The sequence below is a fragment of the Pseudomonas sp. H1_F01 genome (assembly GCF_054681425.1).
In genome coordinates this window covers 3,486,976-3,503,634 of the sequence record NZ_CP162823.1, presented here as the reverse complement: position 1 = coordinate 3,503,634, position 16,659 = coordinate 3,486,976, and the positions used below count along the sequence as shown (strand labels likewise).

At 61.0% G+C, this 16,659-nt stretch carries 16 protein-coding genes; 10 read left to right on the top strand and 6 right to left on the bottom strand.

Annotated features, from left to right (window positions below; genetic code table 11):
- Nucleotides 1–122: 122 nt before the first annotated feature.
- A complete protein-coding gene (locus AB4O09_RS16035) occupies nucleotides 123–734 on the bottom strand; it encodes a Yip1 family protein (protein ID WP_003201804.1) in 612 nt (203 codons plus the stop codon).
- 167 nt (nucleotides 735–901) lie between these two features.
- Between AB4O09_RS16035 and AB4O09_RS16030 the strand changes: the two genes are divergently transcribed.
- A complete protein-coding gene (locus AB4O09_RS16030) occupies nucleotides 902–1,402 on the top strand; it encodes a CinA family protein (protein WP_003201806.1) in 501 nt (166 codons plus the stop codon).
- A 145-nt stretch (nucleotides 1,403–1,547) separates the two neighbouring features.
- Here AB4O09_RS16030 and AB4O09_RS16025 read toward each other — a convergent pair whose 3' ends face one another.
- Nucleotides 1,548–2,405, bottom strand: a complete 858-nt coding sequence (locus AB4O09_RS16025; protein WP_460107198.1) for an SDR family oxidoreductase — start codon at nucleotides 2,403–2,405, stop codon at nucleotides 1,548–1,550.
- A gap of 187 nt (nucleotides 2,406–2,592) precedes the next feature.
- On the opposite strand from AB4O09_RS16025, the gene AB4O09_RS16020 reads away from it, so the two are divergent.
- Nucleotides 2,593–2,997, top strand: a complete 405-nt coding sequence (locus AB4O09_RS16020; RefSeq protein ID WP_003201811.1) for a VOC family protein — start codon at nucleotides 2,593–2,595, stop codon at nucleotides 2,995–2,997.
- Nucleotides 2,998–3,054: 57 nt separating this feature from the next.
- Here AB4O09_RS16020 and AB4O09_RS16015 read toward each other — a convergent pair whose 3' ends face one another.
- On the bottom strand, nucleotides 3,055–4,203 hold the full coding sequence (locus AB4O09_RS16015; protein ID WP_003201813.1) for a MalY/PatB family protein: 1,149 nt from the start codon (nucleotides 4,201–4,203) through the stop codon (nucleotides 3,055–3,057).
- 179 nt (nucleotides 4,204–4,382) lie between these two features.
- On the opposite strand from AB4O09_RS16015, the gene AB4O09_RS16010 reads away from it, so the two are divergent.
- Nucleotides 4,383–5,894 (top strand): methyl-accepting chemotaxis protein, encoded by a 1,512-nt coding sequence (locus AB4O09_RS16010; RefSeq protein WP_003201815.1) that lies wholly within the window; start codon nucleotides 4,383–4,385, stop codon nucleotides 5,892–5,894.
- A gap of 28 nt (nucleotides 5,895–5,922) precedes the next feature.
- Here the strand turns inward: AB4O09_RS16010 and AB4O09_RS16005 are convergent, their stop codons facing one another.
- Nucleotides 5,923–6,516: an NADPH-dependent FMN reductase gene (locus AB4O09_RS16005; RefSeq protein WP_460107195.1), complete on the bottom strand. Its 594-nt coding sequence runs from the start codon at nucleotides 6,514–6,516 to the stop codon at nucleotides 5,923–5,925.
- Nucleotides 6,513–7,367 carry a sterol desaturase family protein gene (locus tag AB4O09_RS16000; RefSeq protein WP_038858995.1) on the bottom strand — a complete coding sequence of 285 codons (855 nt, stop codon included), beginning with the start codon at nucleotides 7,365–7,367 and terminating at the stop codon, nucleotides 6,513–6,515. The genes AB4O09_RS16005 and AB4O09_RS16000 overlap by 4 nt, the downstream gene beginning before the upstream one ends.
- A 67-nt stretch (nucleotides 7,368–7,434) precedes the next feature.
- On the opposite strand from AB4O09_RS16000, the gene AB4O09_RS15995 reads away from it, so the two are divergent.
- From AB4O09_RS15995 to AB4O09_RS15965, 7 genes are all read left to right on the top strand, one after another.
- Complete coding sequence (locus AB4O09_RS15995; RefSeq protein WP_028236883.1) at nucleotides 7,435–8,397, top strand: AraC family transcriptional regulator ligand-binding domain-containing protein; 963 nt, start codon at nucleotides 7,435–7,437, stop codon at nucleotides 8,395–8,397.
- Between the two features lie 179 nt (nucleotides 8,398–8,576).
- Nucleotides 8,577–8,834: a DUF2790 domain-containing protein gene (locus AB4O09_RS15990; RefSeq protein WP_003201821.1), complete on the top strand. Its 258-nt coding sequence runs from the start codon at nucleotides 8,577–8,579 to the stop codon at nucleotides 8,832–8,834.
- 37 nt (nucleotides 8,835–8,871) lie between these two features.
- The gene (locus AB4O09_RS15985) at nucleotides 8,872–10,242 is read left to right on the top strand and encodes an epoxide hydrolase family protein (protein ID WP_003201823.1); all 1,371 of its coding nucleotides are present in this window, start codon (nucleotides 8,872–8,874) and stop codon (nucleotides 10,240–10,242) included.
- Between the two features lie 60 nt (nucleotides 10,243–10,302).
- Nucleotides 10,303–11,376 carry an alpha/beta fold hydrolase gene (locus tag AB4O09_RS15980; protein WP_003201825.1) on the top strand — a complete coding sequence of 358 codons (1,074 nt, stop codon included), beginning with the start codon at nucleotides 10,303–10,305 and terminating at the stop codon, nucleotides 11,374–11,376.
- Nucleotides 11,377–11,400: 24 nt separating this feature from the next.
- The gene (locus AB4O09_RS15975) at nucleotides 11,401–12,177 is read left to right on the top strand and encodes an alpha/beta fold hydrolase (protein WP_003201829.1); all 777 of its coding nucleotides are present in this window, start codon (nucleotides 11,401–11,403) and stop codon (nucleotides 12,175–12,177) included.
- A gap of 290 nt (nucleotides 12,178–12,467) precedes the next feature.
- The gene (locus tag AB4O09_RS15970) at nucleotides 12,468–13,214 is read left to right on the top strand and encodes a YkgJ family cysteine cluster protein (RefSeq protein WP_003201831.1); all 747 of its coding nucleotides are present in this window, start codon (nucleotides 12,468–12,470) and stop codon (nucleotides 13,212–13,214) included.
- Nucleotides 13,215–13,457: 243 nt separating this feature from the next.
- Complete coding sequence (locus AB4O09_RS15965; RefSeq protein ID WP_003201833.1) at nucleotides 13,458–14,366, top strand: AraC family transcriptional regulator; 909 nt, start codon at nucleotides 13,458–13,460, stop codon at nucleotides 14,364–14,366.
- 46 nt (nucleotides 14,367–14,412) lie between these two features.
- Here the strand turns inward: AB4O09_RS15965 and AB4O09_RS15960 are convergent, their stop codons facing one another.
- The gene (locus AB4O09_RS15960) at nucleotides 14,413–16,650 is read right to left on the bottom strand and encodes a xanthine dehydrogenase family protein molybdopterin-binding subunit (RefSeq protein WP_003201835.1); all 2,238 of its coding nucleotides are present in this window, start codon (nucleotides 16,648–16,650) and stop codon (nucleotides 14,413–14,415) included.
- Nucleotides 16,651–16,659: the final 9 nt, after the last annotated feature.

The following is a 16,659-nucleotide window of genomic DNA, read 5'->3' as shown; positions in this document are numbered from 1 at the left end:
CTCGCTCCCACAGGTTTTTTGGTGTGTCCAGATACTGCGAATACCCGTAAACCCATGTGGGAGCGAGCTTACTCGCGATGAGCACTGCAACGCCGCCGTCATTGGCGGGTGCAGTATCACCTTCAGCCCACCGGCACTCGCAGATATTCCGGCTGCAGGTAGTTGAACCATAGCAGGATCATTTCCACCAGGATTGTCACCAGGACCAGCAAGCCGACGCCCCAGACACTCGTCGAGTAGAGCAGGCCCTGTTCTTTCCTGAGGCTCATGAACTTGGGCAATCCGACGAATAGCAGGAATGTCGAGTAGGCCGAGGCCAGCAACAAGACGGCCACCGCCAGCCAGCGATTCGGGTAGAGCCCGAAAATCCCGGCCAGGAAGTATGGCGTCGCCGTGTAGGCGGCGAAGCCGATGCATTGGTTGACCGTCGGACGGACGTCGAAGGAGCGGGACATCCAGCGAATGAACAGTCCCATCAGCGCGACGCCGACCACGATGGTCAGGTACAGCAGCACGCACAATTGAAATGCGCTGGCGCGGCTGAGCCGTACCGTCTCGTTTTCGACCAGGCTCCAACCAGTCCAGGTGGTGCCGATGAACAGGCACACCGCCGGAATCAAGGCTAGCAATAGCAGATGAGCCAGGTAATGGCGCGGATGAGCCTGTTCCTGCTCGCGAATGTCTGTCCAGGCGAAATCAGGGTGCGTGAACAGTTTGACGAAAGGTGCAGACATGACGACCTCCTGATCAGGATGGCCTCTGCATGAGGCCCTTATAGGTTTGAGGTGCAGCAAAAGACCGGGGTTTCATTTATTTGTTGGCGCCGGACGACGGGGCGATAAAGGGAATGAATCACTACGGCAAGAGTCAACCCATCAGCATCCCTGAAGGACCCTTTGCCATGACTGCAGCCAAAATCCTGGTCGATTATCTACGAGAGCATGACCTGCGCCTGACCACGGCCGAGTCCTGTACCGCCGGGCAGATCGTTACGTTGTTGGCCGAGGTGCCGGGCAGTGGTTCACTGATCGAAAGCGGTTATGTGGTGTATTCCCCTGAAGCCAAGCAGCGTCTGCTCGGTGTCAGTCCACGCACCATCGATACCTTCAATCTGACCAGTCGTGAAGTGGCCGAGGAGATGGCCCTTGGCGCCTTGCGCGACGCCAATGCCAATGTCGCAGTGGCGACCACCGGGCTGCTCGGACCAGATGACAAGGACGGCATACCTGCCGGCACCGTGTGTTTTGCCTGGGCGTTCGATCTGAACGGCCAGCGAGCGCTGTTCAGCCGCTGCGAACGGTTCTTTGGCAGTCGCGGCCAGGTGCAACTGTGGGCAGCGCAATACGCGTTGCAGCAATTGCCGGTCTTTCACCAGCGGGCTGTGGCCGGTGAGCGTCGGTAGGGATAGATGCTGATCGTTCCCCCGCTCCGCGTGGGAATGCATCCCGTGACGCTCTGCGTCACACTTCAGAAACGGAACGCGGAGCGTCCCTGGCGGCATTCCCACGCAGGAGCGTGGGAACGATCGAAAAAATGTTGCGCCTGGCTCAAAGTATCGGCTTACCCCCGGTAATCCCATAGCGCTCCCCGGAGATGTAGCTGGCTTCGTCCGAGGCGAGCAGCACATAGATCGGCGCCACTTCAACCGGTTGGCCGGGGCGGCCGAGCGGGGTCTGGGAGCCGAAATTCTGTACCTCTTTCTCGGGCATGGTCGCTACGATCAGCGGCGTCCAGATCGGTCCTGGTGCCACGCTGTTCACACGGATGCCCTTGGGGCCGAGCATTTGTGCCAGGCCGCCGGTGAAGTTGGCGATAGCGCCCTTGGTGGTGGCATACGCCAGCAGCGTCGGCTTGGGCATGTCGGAGTTGACCGAACTGGTGTTGATGATCGAGCCACCCGGCTTCATGTGCGGCACGGCGGCCTGGCAGATCCTGAACATCGCCGTGATGTTGATATCGAACGTACGCACCCATTCTTCGTCGGATATTTCCTCAAGACTTTCATGGGTCATCTGGAACGCGGCATTGTTGACCAGAACGTCGATATGCCCGAAGCGGGCGACGGTTTCATCGACGATTTTGCGGCACTGGTCTTTGTTCGCCAGGTCCCCGGGCAGCAACAGGCATTGGCGCCCGGCCTGCTCGACCCAGCGCGCGGTTTCCTTGGCGTCTTCATGCTCGTCCAGATAGGCAATCGCCACGTCCGCGCCTTCACGGGCAAAGGCAATGGCGACGGCGCGACCGATGCCACTGTCGGCGCCGGTGATCAGGGCGATTTTGTTCGCCAGTCGTCCGGAGCCGGTGTAGCTCTGTTCGCCGCAGTCCGGGTAGGGATCCATTTTCCGTTGGCTGCCAGGCACCGGCTGCCTTTGTTTCGGGAAAGGTGGGAAAGGGTATTCGACCATTGTCGTTCTCCAGGCTTGGTTGCGATGGAGGGTGGACTGCGGGGTTTCGGGCAGAGTTCGGTCGGATTTTATTGCCAGTCGATGAGCGTGATACCGGGCGTTTCGTCGGTGAATCGAGCGCTGTGACGAGCGTCGGATGAAGCTGTATTCTTCAATGGAAGGACTGGTTTCGATAAGGAGCAGGACAATGTTCAGCCACATACAGATCGGTGCGCGCGACCTGCCGAAAATGGTCGCTTTCTATGATGCCGTCCTCGGCTGCCTGGGGCTGGAGCGTATCGAAGGTGAACACGACTCGGGCCCGCCGGGGGAGGGGTGGCAGCGCCCCGGCAAGCATTGGCCACAGGTTTTCGTCCAGTTGCCTTTCAACGGCCTGCCCGCCACCTGGGGCAATGGCATGCAAGTGAGCTTCGCCGCTGACTCCCCGCAAACCGTGCGTGCTGCCTGGGAGCAGGCGATTGCCATGGGCGGCTCCGACGAAGGCCCACCCGGCCCGAGGCCGCAGTATTGCGAAGGTTATTTCGGGGCCTATTGCCGCGATCCGGAAGGGAACAAGCTGTGCTTTGTCCATGCGCCGGATATGCATGAGTAACGGTTGTGACGAGGGGATAAATCCCCTCGCCACAATGGATTGTTGTCGCCTGTTGGATCAGCCCCTGGCTTTCAGGCTACGCTCCATCCGCGCAATCCCTTCCTCCAGCAGCGTCCGCGGGCAGCCGAAGTTCAAACGCACGAACTGACCGGCATCGTCACCAAAATCCAGGCCGGCACTCAGCCCCACCTTGGCTTCTTTCAGGAAGAAGCCCTGCGGGTCATCCAGTCCCAACCCGGAACAATCCAGCCAAGCCAGGTAAGTGCCCTGGGGCACGGTCATGGTGATGCCCGGCAGGCGAGAGTTCACCGCTTCGACCAGGTAATCGCGGTTGGCTTGCAGATACACCTTCAAGGCCTCTAGCCACGGGCCGGCCTCGCTATAGGCCGCACGGGTCGCTTCAAGGCCCAGGGCATTGACGCTGTCGACCATGCCAGCCCGGGCGCTGTTGACCCGTTCGCGCAGCTTGGCGTTCTGGATAATGGCGAACGAGGTTTTCAACCCGGCTATATTGAAGGCCTTGCTGGCGGACATCAGGGTGATGGTGCGCTCGGCAATTTCCGGGCTGAGGGACGCGGTTGGAATGTGCACACGGCCGTCGAAGCACAGTTCGGCATGGATTTCGTCGGAGATGATCCAGGCGTCCTGCTCCAGGCAAATGTCTGCCACGGCCTTGAGTTCCTGGCGGTCAAACACCTTGCCCAGCGGGTTATGGGGATTGCTCAGCAACAGCGCGCCGCCGCCCTGCAATGCGTCGCGCAATGCCGCCAATGGCGTGTGGAATTCACCGTTGACCGGGTTGAATGGCAATTCCACTTTGTTCAACTGCCAGTTACCCGCTGCGTTGCGCAGCGGCGGGTAGTTGGGCACCTGCACCACGACATTCTGCTGGGGTTCTACCAAGGCATGCAGCGCCATGTTGAAGCCCGGTTCGACACCCGGCAGGAACACAATCTGCTGGGGCTCGACGCGCCAGGCGTACTTGCTCCACAGGTCGGCCACGATGGCGGCACGCAGATCGTCCTGGGCCACGCTGTAGCCCAGCATCGGATGTTCCAGGCGCTTGTGCAGCGCGTCGATGATCACGGACGGGGCGGAGAAGTCCATATCAGCGACCCACATCGGCAACACATCGGCCGGGTAGCGGCTCCATTTGGTACTGCCGGTGCCGTGGCGCTCCAATACCGTGTCGAAATCGAAAGTCATGGGGGTTCCATCAGTCAGTCATGAGATGGCGAACATCATAAAGCAAAGGCCAGCGAGAAAAGCTTGGTGGCGTAGTGCCACTAACTGATGATAATCAGTTACAGTTCACTGTCGAAACGCCGCCAAGACGTGAACGGCATTGGTAACGGACCCTCCAGGCCTTTGAAAAGGACGACCCCATGACATCGCCCGTGCGCTTTAACGATCACCACCGTAAAGCCGATCGCATCATGTTGGGGCTGCTTTGGCTCACGTTGTTGTATTCCCTGAGCCTGGCATTCCTGCACTCGACGTTTACCCAGGCGTTGCTGGTCGGGGCGACAACCTGCGTAGCAAGCACCGTGCTTTATCGCGTCCTGGCGGGCACTCGGGCCATGCGTTGCATTATCGCGGTGGCGTTGATGGTCATGGCGGCATTGCACATCAACCAGACCCGGGGCGTGATCGAGTTCCACTTCGGGATCTTCGTGCTGCTGGCCGTGTTGACGTTCTACCGTGACTGGCTGCCGATTGTCGTGGCCGCCGCCACCATTGCGGTTCATCACCTCGGTTTTCACTGGCTCCAACACCAGGGTTATCCGGTATTCGTGATGGATGCCCACGGTGGCTGGTCGATGATCTTTCTCCACGCGTTCTACGTGGTGGTGGAAAGTGTGATCCTCATTTACCTGGCGAACCAGAGCCTGGCCGACGCCACGGAAAACCAGGATGTGCTCGATAAGGTTCTGGTGGCGGCCGCGCAATTGAGCAACGACGCTGGCAGGCAGCGCAGCGAGGGCGCCAAGGTCTCGTCGAGCGAGCGTTTCGATCATTTCCTCCAGCAGATCACCCAACTGGTGGACGGCGTGGTACGCGATACCCGAAATCTCTCGGACCTGGGCCAGGACCTGTCCCAAGTCGGCCAGACCCTGGAAACCGGCGCCCGCCACCAACTCGATGAAGTGGCGCAGATGAGCGGAGCGATCAGCCATCTGGTCCAGGCCATGGAGAACATTGCCGGCCATGTCGACCAGACCTTGCAGCGCGCCGGCCAGGCCAACGAACAGGTCAACCGCGGGCGCAGCACGGTTGACCAGACCCGAGAAGAGATCGTCGAACTGGCCGGGCGCATCAACCTGACCAACGAAACCGTGCAAGTCCTGGCCGAACAGGCACAGCAGATCGGCCAGGTGCTGGATGTGATCAATGGCATCGCCGAACAAACCAATCTGCTGGCCCTCAACGCGGCCATCGAAGCCGCTCGGGCCGGCGAGCAGGGCCGTGGTTTTGCGGTGGTAGCCGACGAAGTCCGGACCCTGTCCCAAAAGACCTCGACGTCCACCACGGAAATCCAGCAGATCATCGCCAAGCTGCAGCAGGGCAGCCGCCAGGCCGCTGTCGCCATGCAAGACAGCCGCGATGGGGTGGCGCGCTGCGTGTCCGCCAGCCAACTCGCTTCGCAACTGCTCCACGCCGTGGTGGAAGACATCGCAGTGATCAACCATTTCAACGACCTGATCGCCACTACCACCCAGGAACAATCCAAGGTATCAATGGGCATCAATGAGCGTTTGCAAACTGTCCAGGCCGTGGCTGAGCGCAATGCCGACAACATTGGCATCCTGACTCGCAGCAGCCAGTGCCTGCCACCGTTGGCAGAGCGGTTGGCGGTGTTGGGGCAAGCGTTTCATGGCAAAGCCGGGACGGTCTGAGCGGCAGGATCTGCAGTGACGACCGCGCCTACATACCGGTAGCAAACGCCGGAGGATGTTCTAGGGCCAGCCGTATCTCGCGAAACGCAACTTCGTACTGGCAGAGCATGCACAACGCCCAATCAGCACGCCCCCGAATGCGATTGTCGTCTTCGTGGGCCGGTTCCTGGTCGTTGAGCATCGACTCCACCTGCCGAATGATCAGATGTTCCGGCAAATACGTGATCCGGCAATTCTTGTAGCTCGACGCACGCAGCTCGGCGATGGGATAGGCGCCGCCAAGTCCAGCCGAGACGCCCACCAACAGCGCGGGTTTGTGCCCGAGCTCATTGATCCCCGCATAGAGGAAGAAGTTCTTCAGCGCGGGGCAGGCCATGCCATTCCACTCCGGGCTGATCACGATCAGTGCTGTCGCTTTGGCAAGGATCGATTGTTGGGCAAGCCACACCTCATCGCGGTCTTTTTCCGGCCAAAGCGGCAGGCGGCAGGCGGCCAGGTCAATCAAGTCGCTGGCGTCGCACAGGTTGAGATCCGTCAGTCGCTGGCGCAGATAACGCGCCACTTTCAGCGACTGACTGTCCTCGCGGTTGGAACCCGACAGCACAACGATGTGGCGGCTCATTGCGTCACCTCCGGTTGTGCGCTGGCCTTGGGCGCGGTACGGCGTGAGCGCACGACAGGCCAGAACAATTCCTCTTGCCAACTGATCGGTGACAGGTGCTCGATTCCGTAGGCTGGCGGGCGTCGGCGCGTGATCTTTGCCGTCCCGAACAGCACATCCCATAGAAACAACAGGTTGCCGAAGTTGCCTTTGTAATGGGTGACACCGTCCTCGGCCGTCAAGCCATGGTGGGCAGAGTGGGTGGACGGGGTGGAAATTATCCGCTCCAGAAGCCAGACCACAGGCCGCAAACCACGAACCCCATAAAGCCTGTTATCCCATGCAACACTGCTGTGCGCCGCGAAAATAACAGTCATCTTGATGATCAGGTAAACGTAGTAGACCGGCGCGAGGCCCAGGTAGATCAGCATGCCGGACAGCCAGATCCCGGGCATGAGCAGGTAATAAAAACTGTTGTTGCGGTAAACGATCCGGACGCTCATGTAGGGCGCGGAATGATGGGCGCGATGCAACGCATAGAGGGCGGGAACCCGGTGAGTCAGGCGATGCCACCAGTATTGAGTCATGTCGTCCAGCAACAGGAACAACACGAACCCGGCGGCCCAGGGGATCGCCACCAGCGCGTCTTTCATCTGTGGGGCAACCAGGCTGAGCAACTTGCCGCTCAGCCACATGACGGCGGGGAAGGTGATTGCAACCAGGATCCCGGAGCCGATGACTTCAATCAGTACATCACGCTTGCTGCCCGATGACTGGCGCAAGGCCGAGCAAGCAAGTTCCAGCAAAATGAAGGCGAGGAATATCCCGGCCACGACTGCAGAAGGATTATTGGCGAGCATTGTTGTATTCATGGCACTCTCGATTAAGGCCCCAGCGGGCAATGCCATTTCATTAGAAGCCAGCGAGTCAGCCCTCCCAATGCGCGAAACGGACAGAATCGAGCGAGAAGCGGTCAATCGTTCACCCCAACGCTTTCACCGGGGCAAATTGGGCCAGGTGCTGGAGCGTTTCCTGGACAGTCACGCTGGCGGGAGGCAAAAAGACTACAACCTGATCGAGCTGGATCAGCTCTGGCGCGAAGCGGCGCGCGTCGATCCGGCGATCGGCTTGAAACTGTTTGCGCTATTTACGCCTCAGGACTGGCACGTCCTGGCTTATCTTTGCCTGTACAGTCCTGACGTGTTGTCGTCCATGCAGCTTTGGGCGCGGTACGCCGCGCTTGCCTCGGACACGGACACGGTGCGCTTGCTCAATGACGAAAACGGTCTGGGCGTCGAGTTGAGTGTCGATGCACCGGGGGATTTGGCGCGGTACGTCGTAGAGCACTATGGCGTGATGGCCGTTACGCAATTACGGCGAGGAACGGGACAGGACATACGACCGACTCTCGCCAGATTCGCCCATTCGCGGCCCTCGTATTACCAACAGTACAGCCAATGGTTTGGAGACCGTATCGAGTTCGACTGCCCGGACAACCGTTTCTATTTCGATGCCCCAAGCGCATGCCTGCCGATGCAGACGCGTCATCACGGCATGTTGGAACTGTTGACCCAGGAACTCGACCGCCGGGTTGCCGCGCACCGCAGTTTCACCGGCTGGTCGGCCAGGCTGGCCGACGGTGTCCGGCGATCACTGGCCAAAGGCGAAACGCCAACGCTGGTCGATCTGGCGCAAGCACTGCACCAGACGCCGAGGACCCTGCGCAGGCGCCTTGAGGAACAAGGCACGACCTTCAGGCAGTTGCTCGACCAGGTTCGCGCCGAACTGGAGTTGCTCCTGGAAATGCAGGGCGAATCCCTGGCGCAGATCGCTGCTCAGTTGGGTTACAGCGATACGACCGCGTACCTGCATGCACGAAGCAGATGGCGGGCGGTGAAGTAAGGCAATCAGCGAGCCCTCCGGATACGAATGTATCTCTGTGTATCCAAGGCCATTGTTGATACGGACGATTTCATTCAAGGCCGTCGCTGACACATGCGCGATACCTGGCCGACGTCAAATGAGCCCACCGAGACAGCCCAAGCCGTCTCACTGGCTCACCCCACGTCGGAGATAACGTCATGAACTGGAAAAACCTCAGCATCGCGTCCCTGTTTGCCGCACTGAGCCTTGGCGCTGTCGCGGCCAATGCCCAAGGCAGCATCAAGCCTCACACCTACATGTATGGCGACCACCTGGATGTCGCCAAGGTGCTTTCGGTCAAGCAAGGCTCGGGCTGCGGCGTCGTGGAGACACGCATGACCTACCTGGACTCGGCCGGCCAGATCCAGGCACTGGACTACAACGCCGTCGCTCAGGACTGCGCTCAGGACAATTGATCCAGGTCCGTGGGCCACTCACTCAAGGAGAGTCATCATGCTTGCAATTTCATCCGTTTGCGCCTGGCACCGTTGCCTGGTTCACACCGCCTGGGGCAGTGCGCTCAGTCTCGCACTGCTCGCTGCCAGCCCGGGGGCCTGGGCGGCCACCGTCGACGTCGCGCCATCCGGCACGGTTCAATCGTCTCAATCCGAAGCCATCCGTCCATACCGCATCCATGTCGATGACGCGAAGCTGGCCGAACTGCGCAAGCGCATTGCCGACGCCCGTTGGCCGGACAAGGAAACCGTCAACGACGTTTCCCAGGGCGTGCAACTGGCCCAGGTACAGGACTTGGTGAAGTATTGGGGCAACGGTTATGACTGGCGCAAGGCCGAGGCCAGGCTCAATGCATTGCCCGAATTCATCACCACGATCGATGGTGTCGACATCCAGTTCATTCATGTGCGTTCGCGTCATCCCAACGCCATGCCGCTGATCCTTACCCATGGCTGGCCGGGTTCGCAGTTCGAGTTTCTCAAGACCATCGGCCCGCTGACCGATCCGACCGCTTACGGCGGTCGCGCCGAAGACGCTTTCGACGTCGTGATCCCCTCGATTCCCGGCCACGGCTTTTCCGGCAAGCCAACTGAGTTGGGCTGGGGCCCGGACCGCGTGGCCAAGGCCTGGGACGTGCTGATGAAACGCTTGGGCTACACCCATTACGTGTCCCAGGGCGGTGATCATGGGTCGGTCATCTCCGACGCCCTGGGCCGCCTGGCGCCGCCCGGTTTGCTGGGCATCCATTTGAACATGCCGGCGACCGTGCCGCCGGAGCTGGTGAAGCCGATCAACAGCGGCGAACCGGCACCTGCGGGGTTGAGCGGTCCGGAACGCACTGCCTACAACTCGCTGAGCACCTTCTTCGGCCGCAATGCAGCCTACGGCGCGATGATGGTGACCCGGCCGCAGACCATCGGTTATCTGCTGGCGGATTCGCCCTCGGGCACAGCGGCATGGATGTACGAAAAGTTTGCCGCCTGGACTGACAGCGACGGCAAGCCGGAACGTGTGCTCAGCCGCGATGAAATGCTCGACGACATCAGCTTGTATTGGTTGACCGACACCGGCGCATCGTCCTCCCGTTTCTATTGGGAGAACAACAACAATAACTTCAGTGCGGTGGCGCAAAAAACCGCAGACATCAAGGTCCCGGTGGCGATCACCGTGTTCCCCCACGAAATTTACCAAGCCCCGAAAACCTGGGCCCAGCGGGCCTATCCATCGCTGTCCTACTTCAACGAAGTCAGCAAGGGCGGCCATTTCGCTGCCTGGGAGCAGCCGCAATTGTTCAGCGAAGAGTTGCGCGAGGCATTCCGGCCATTGCGCAGCGCCGCGAAAAACACCGTCGCCCAGACCGCTCATTAAACCTTTCCTGGCGGCTCCGGACCGGGAGCCGCTCACCCGCCATTCGTAAGGGAGATTCACATGGACACGACTCTGAACCACCCATCCGCACTGCGCCGTACTCGTTTGTTCACCCCAGCCATCCTGGTGTTCGCGATAATGCAATTGGGCGCCTTGGGCTTCGCGTCGTCGCAGGCAAACGCCGCCGATGTACCTGCCAGCACCATCGGCGCCATTACCCCGGGTAGTCACACCTCGTTCGGCCCGTTGAAGCACGTCAAGGCCGGCCTGCTGGACGTTTCCTATGCCGAGGTCGGTCCCGCCGACGGGCCGGTGGTCATCCTGCTGCATGGTTGGCCCTATGACATTCACAGCTACGCGGATGTGGCGCCAGCGCTGGCAGAGAAGGGCTATCGCGTGCTGATCCCGTACGCCCGCGGTTATGGCGATACGCGTTTCCTGTCGGCCAAGACCCTGCGCAACGGCCAGCCTTCTGCACTGGCAAGCGATCTGATTGATTTCATGGACGCACTGAAGATCAAGCAAGCCGTGCTCGGCGGTTATGACTGGGGCGCACGCACCGCCGACATTGTCGCGGCCCTTTGGCCGGAGCGGGTGAAGGCGCTGGTGGCGGTGAGTGGCTACCTGATCGGCAGCCAGGAGGCCGGCAAGACACCGCTGCCACCGGCCGCCGAACTGCAGTGGTGGTATCAGTTCTACTTTGCGACAGAGCGTGGTCGCCTCGGCTACGAGAAAAACACCCACGACTTCGCCAAACTGATCTGGCAGCTGGCGTCGCCCAAGTGGAACTTCGACGACGCGACGTATGACCGAAGCGCCGCCGCTTTGCAGAATCCCGATCATGTCGCCGTTTCAATCTTCAACTATCGCTGGCGGCTGGGCCTGGTCAAGGGCGAGGCCAAATACGACGCGCTGGAAAAGAAACTGGCGACGTTCCCGTCGATCAGCGTGCCGACCATCACCTTGGAGGGTGATGCCAATGGCGCTCCTCATCCCCCCGCCGAAGCCTATGCCAAGCGTTTCACTGGCCAATACGAGCATCGCCTGATCGATGGCGGTGTCGGCCACAACTTGCCGCAAGAAGCGCCGCAGGCTTTCGCCCAGGCTGTGATCGACGCTGATCATCTGCGCTAACACTCAAAACCCAAGGAGTATTCAATGAAAAAAGTCATTGCCGTACTGGCGTGCAGCGCTGGTCTGTTCATCGGTGCCAACGCGTTTGCACAAACTGAAAAACCCACCGTGGTCCTGGTCCATGGTGCCTTTGCCGATGCATCGAGCTGGAATGGTGTCGCCAGGATTCTCGAGAAAGACGGCTACACGGTGGTGGCGGCGGCCAACCCTCTGCGCAGCGTGAAAAGCGATGGCGCGGCGGTGTCAGCCTTGTTGACCAGCATCAAGTCTCCCGTTGTGCTGGTCGGTCATTCCTACGGGGGCAACGTGATCAGCGAAGCGGCCAATGACCACGCCAACGTCAAGGCACTGGTCTACGTCAGCGCGTTCGCCCCCGAGGCGGGGGAAACCGTCGCCGGACTTGCCGGCAAATTCCCCGGCAGCACCCTGGGCCCAACCCTTGCCGCGCCTGTCCCGCTGACGGATGGCGGCAAGGACTTGTACATCCAGCAAGCCAAGTTCCACGACCAGTTCGCCGCGGATGTTCCCGCCGGACAAGCGGCCCTGATGGCCGCGACTCAACGGCCGGTCACGGAAGCGGCTTTGAACGAGCAGGCCGGGCCGCCCGCCTGGAAGCACATTCCGTCCTGGTACATCTATGGCGACAAGGACAAGAACATCCCGCCGCAGGCCATGGCGTTCATGGCCCAGCGTGCCGAGGCCAAGGCGGTGAAAGTGGTCAAGGGCGCGTCCCATGTGGTGATGGTTTCAAACCCCGAGCCGGTCGCTCGCTTGATTGAGACAGCCGCTGCGGCGAAGTGATACTCATCTGAGCGGCCTCGGAAGATAGAGCGCGCCTCTCGAAGGCGGGTTGTACCTTCATTCTCTGATGGATTGCAGGGATCGAGGCAACGGTTGTCTGAAACAACGGTATTTCTCCCCAAGGTCCGAGACCTGAAATTCCCTTGGATCAGGCAACGATGCCGGCGAATCCGGCAAACGGATAGGCGTTTCGCTCCACATACTCTCGCGGCCCTGAGGCCCTGCCACAGCTGTATCCGAGTGGCAGGGGCTTTTGTAGGCCATCGAAAACATGTGTGCGAGTGCTTGATATGGAGAACAACACGATCCGCTTTGCCTGCAACGGCTGCGGGATCTGCTGCAAGGGCCGGCTGATTCCGCTGACGTTGGATGAGGCAAGGCAGTGGCTAAACCGCGGACATGAGGTGGCGGTCATACTGGAGGCGTTCGATGAGTCAACCTGGCCTTCCGAGCCTAGGCAATTCGCCCACAGCGCCCAACGGGCCGTGGCAGTCACCAGTGGCGATGCCCAGATTCGAGTCGTTGCGGTACTGGCGGGTAATGCGCTGACGCAATGCCGCAATCTCGGCGACGATGGTCGTTGCGGTATCTATGAAGAGCGGCCGTTGGTCTGTCGAATCTACCCGATGGAAATCAATCCGCTCATTGCCTTGCGTCCTGCCGACAAGGTCTGTCCGCCTGAGGTCTGGGAGGCGGGCGAGGTCTTGTTTACCGACCGCGTTGTCGATCCGATCCTGGCCGATCAGATCGAACGTTCCCGCCAGGCGGACAGGGACGACGCCCGGGCCAAGATTGCGCTGTGTGAAGCGATGGGCATGAACGTCGCCGCCTGGAAGGGCAACGCGTTGGCGGTGTACTTGCCTGATCGGGCGCAATTGGCTGAAGCGATCATTCGCTACGATCGCGCGCCCGTGGCACCGACAGGTCTGGATTGGAAAGTGCGGGTCGAAACGCCGGCCCTGGCCCAACAACTGCTGCAAGTGGGTATCGCGTTGGATGATCATCAGTCAACCGGCTACATCTTCCAGAATCTTTAGGCACCCAGCGAAGCCATCACTTTGTGCACCCCCACCCCATGAAACATCTTGTAATGCCCGGCTGCCAGTGACTGATGCGCGCTACGGATCGTTAAATCGTGCAAGAAATTGCGTCAATCAGGCAAGCGACTCGAATCGCCGACCCAGCATACTGCGTCCATATTGATCAACGACTTGCGGTGATGCCGAACAGTATTCGCCATCACCGCAAGTCGTGGGTCCGATGTTTTCAAGGAGTGAAATGTGCACACCGATTTCAACAGCGATCAGGGCGTCTGCGACATCAGTCGCCTGGCCGGTTCGGTCAGCCAGCTTGTGCCCAGCGAGGGCGACCAGATCACCGCCATTGCCGGCTTGAGCCTGCATCGGCGCAACGCGATCACCGCGCCGACGCACTGCATCTATGGCCTGGGTATCGGCGTGACCTTGCAAGGCCGCAAGCAAGCCATGCTCGGGGACGAGATACTGACTTACGCGCCGGGCCAGTCCATGGTGACCTGCGTGGATCTGCCGGTCATTTCCCATGTCTCCCAAGCCAGCGTCGCCAAGCCGTTCCTGGGCATGATGCTGAGATTCGACAGCACGATGGTCATGCAGGTGGCCGAGCGCATGCAGTTGTCACAACGCATGAGGGACGACGCGTTTCGACCGATTACCGTACAAGCGCTGGATGCCGGGGTGCTGGACGCCCTGCGGCGCTTGATAGAACTGCTGGAGGAACCGTCGCTGCTTGAGACAGTGGCTCCGCTGATCAAGGAAGAGATCATCGCTCGCCTGTTGAGCGGTGCCCACGCGCCACAGTTGCTGCATGTGATCGCTGCCGGGTCACCCAGCCAGCACATCGCCAAGACGGTTGCCTGGCTGAAACTGAATTTTCGCCAGGCGTTGCGCATGGACGATCTGGCGGCACAAGCGCACATGAGTCCATCCACGTTTCGCCAGCATTTTCGGACCGTGACCGGTATGAGTCCGTTGCAATACCAGAAGCAGCTGCGGCTACAAGCCGCTCGGCAGTTGATGTTGAGCCAGAACGTCGATGCGAGCAGTGCAGGGGGCCTGGTTGGCTATGAAAGTGCCTCGCAGTTCAGCCGTGAATACAGCCGTCTCTTTGGGGCGCCGCCGCAGCGGGATATCAAGCGCATTCGCTTGTGATCGTGAGGCTTGTCTGGCATTGCGACCAGACAGCCTCACACGCCTGTCACGTCAACTTGAAAGGCAACTCACGCAACGGTTTACCCGTCAGGCTCGCCACCGCGTTGGCAAAAGCCGGGGCCAGTGCCGGCAGGCCGGGTTCACCCATCCCCGTAGGAGGCTCGGCGCTGGGCACGATGTGGACGGCAAACGCCGGCATGTCGGTAATGCGCGGCACGCTGAAGTCAGCAAAATTGCTCTGCTGCACCACGCCATCTTTCAGGGTTATCGCGCCACCTGGCAGGCACATCGACAATCCCATCAGCGCCGCGCCTTGGACCTGGGCCTCGACACTGCGTGGGTTGACGGCCAGGTTGCAGTGCACACCGGCCGTCACGTTGTGCAGCACCGGCCGGCCGTCCTGCACCGAGGCTTCGACGACGTAGGCCACCACCGAGCTGAACGACTCGTGGACCGCCACGCCCCAGGCATGGCCCGCCGGTAACTGGCGCTTGCCATACTCGCTCTTGTCCACGGCCAATTGCAGCGCCTCGCGATGGCGTGGGCTCTGCTCACCAAACAGTTTCATCCGGTAGGCCACCGGATCCTGCCTGGTCGTGCGGGCGATCTCGTCGATCAGCGTTTCCATCACAAACGCCGTATGGGTGGAGCCCACACTGCGCCACCACAGCACGGGAACGTTGAGCTTGGGGTGATGAACCGTCAGCCGCATGGGCAGCGGATACGGATTGCGCAGGCCTTCCGTGGCGGTCGGGTCGATGCCGTTTTTCACCCGCCCGCCAAACACGGTGCCGGTGATGATCGATTGGCCCACCAGGGCGTGGTCCCAGGCGAGCACCTTGCCGCTGTCGTCAAAACCGATGCGCGCACGGTGCAGGTGCATGGGGCGATAGTAGCCGCCCTTGATGTCGTCCTCCCGACTCCAAAGGGTGCGGATAGGGGCGTTGACCCCGGCGGTGCGGGCGGCCTTGGCGACCTCACAAGCCAGTACGACGAAATCGTTGGTGGGCACACCGCGCCGGCCAAAACCACCGCCGGCGGTCTGCACGTTCACCTGGATCTGTTCCGGCTTGAGGTTCAGCACCTTGGCGGCCGCGGCACCATCACCGCCAGGGAACTGCGTACCGACCCACAGTTGAGCGCCATCCCCGGCTAGCTGCACGGTGCAGTTGAGGGGCTCCATCGGCGCATGGGCGAGGTAGGGAAACACGAACTCGGCGTCCAGTTGATGCGGCGCGCTGGCAAGCGGCGTCATGTCTGCATCAAAGTGCAGCGGGCCGGGTTGCTTGGCCAGTTCCCGGTATTGAGCCAATTGTTTCTCGCTGTCCACTTTTTCTACAGCGCTCGCATCCCACTCCACCTTCAGCGCATCGCGTGCCAGCTTTGCCTGCCAGTAACTGTCGGCGACCACCGCAACACCTTCGGCGCCGCCGTCCAGCGGTATGCGCAACACGGCTTTTACACCTTTCGTGGCACGTGCCGCGCTGTCATCCAGGGAGGCGATTCTGGCGCCGAACACCGGTGGCCGGGCGACGACAGCGGTGAGCTGCCCCGGCAGATGCATGTCGATGCCAAAATCCTGCTGGCCGCTGCTCTTGGCCTTGGCATCGATACGGGTGGTGGCCTGGCCGATGATGCGGAAATCCTTGGGATCCTTGAGCGTGATCTGCTCGGGCACCGGCATCGCCATCGCGGCTTCGGCCAGCTCGCCGTAGCTCGCTTTACGGCCTGCCGGGCCGAGGACCATGCCGGCCTGGGTGCTCAGGCTCGCCACGTCGACGTTCCAGCGCGCGGCGGCGGCACTCAGCAACATGGCGCGGGCGCGGGCGCCGAGTTCGCGGTACTGGGTATAGCTGTTCTTGATCGAGTTGGAACCGCCGGTGAGGTGGATGCCGAAGGCCGGGTCCATGTAGGCGGCGTCGCTGTTGCCGTTGCGACTGCGTACCAGGCTCCAGTCGGCATCGAGTTCTTCGGCAAGAATCATCGGCAAGCCGGTCTGCACGCCCTGGCCGAACTCCAGGCGGTTGATGGTTACCGTGACCTCGCCGCTGGGCGCGATCTGCACGAATGCCGAGGGTTGCTGGGTCGGTTTGAGCGGCGCGGCAGCACCATTGGCCTCCTGCGCCAGGGCCAGGTGAGGAAAAGCGCCGAGCGCCAGACCACCGACGCCGACGATCTTGAGAAAACTGCGGCGCGGCAGCGTAGCGGGACCGTCAGCCTCGTCGCGTTCAAGCAGGTGCTGCAAGGCGCGAGGGTGCTCGTTCGGGAAAATCTCGTTCAACATGGTCTGCTC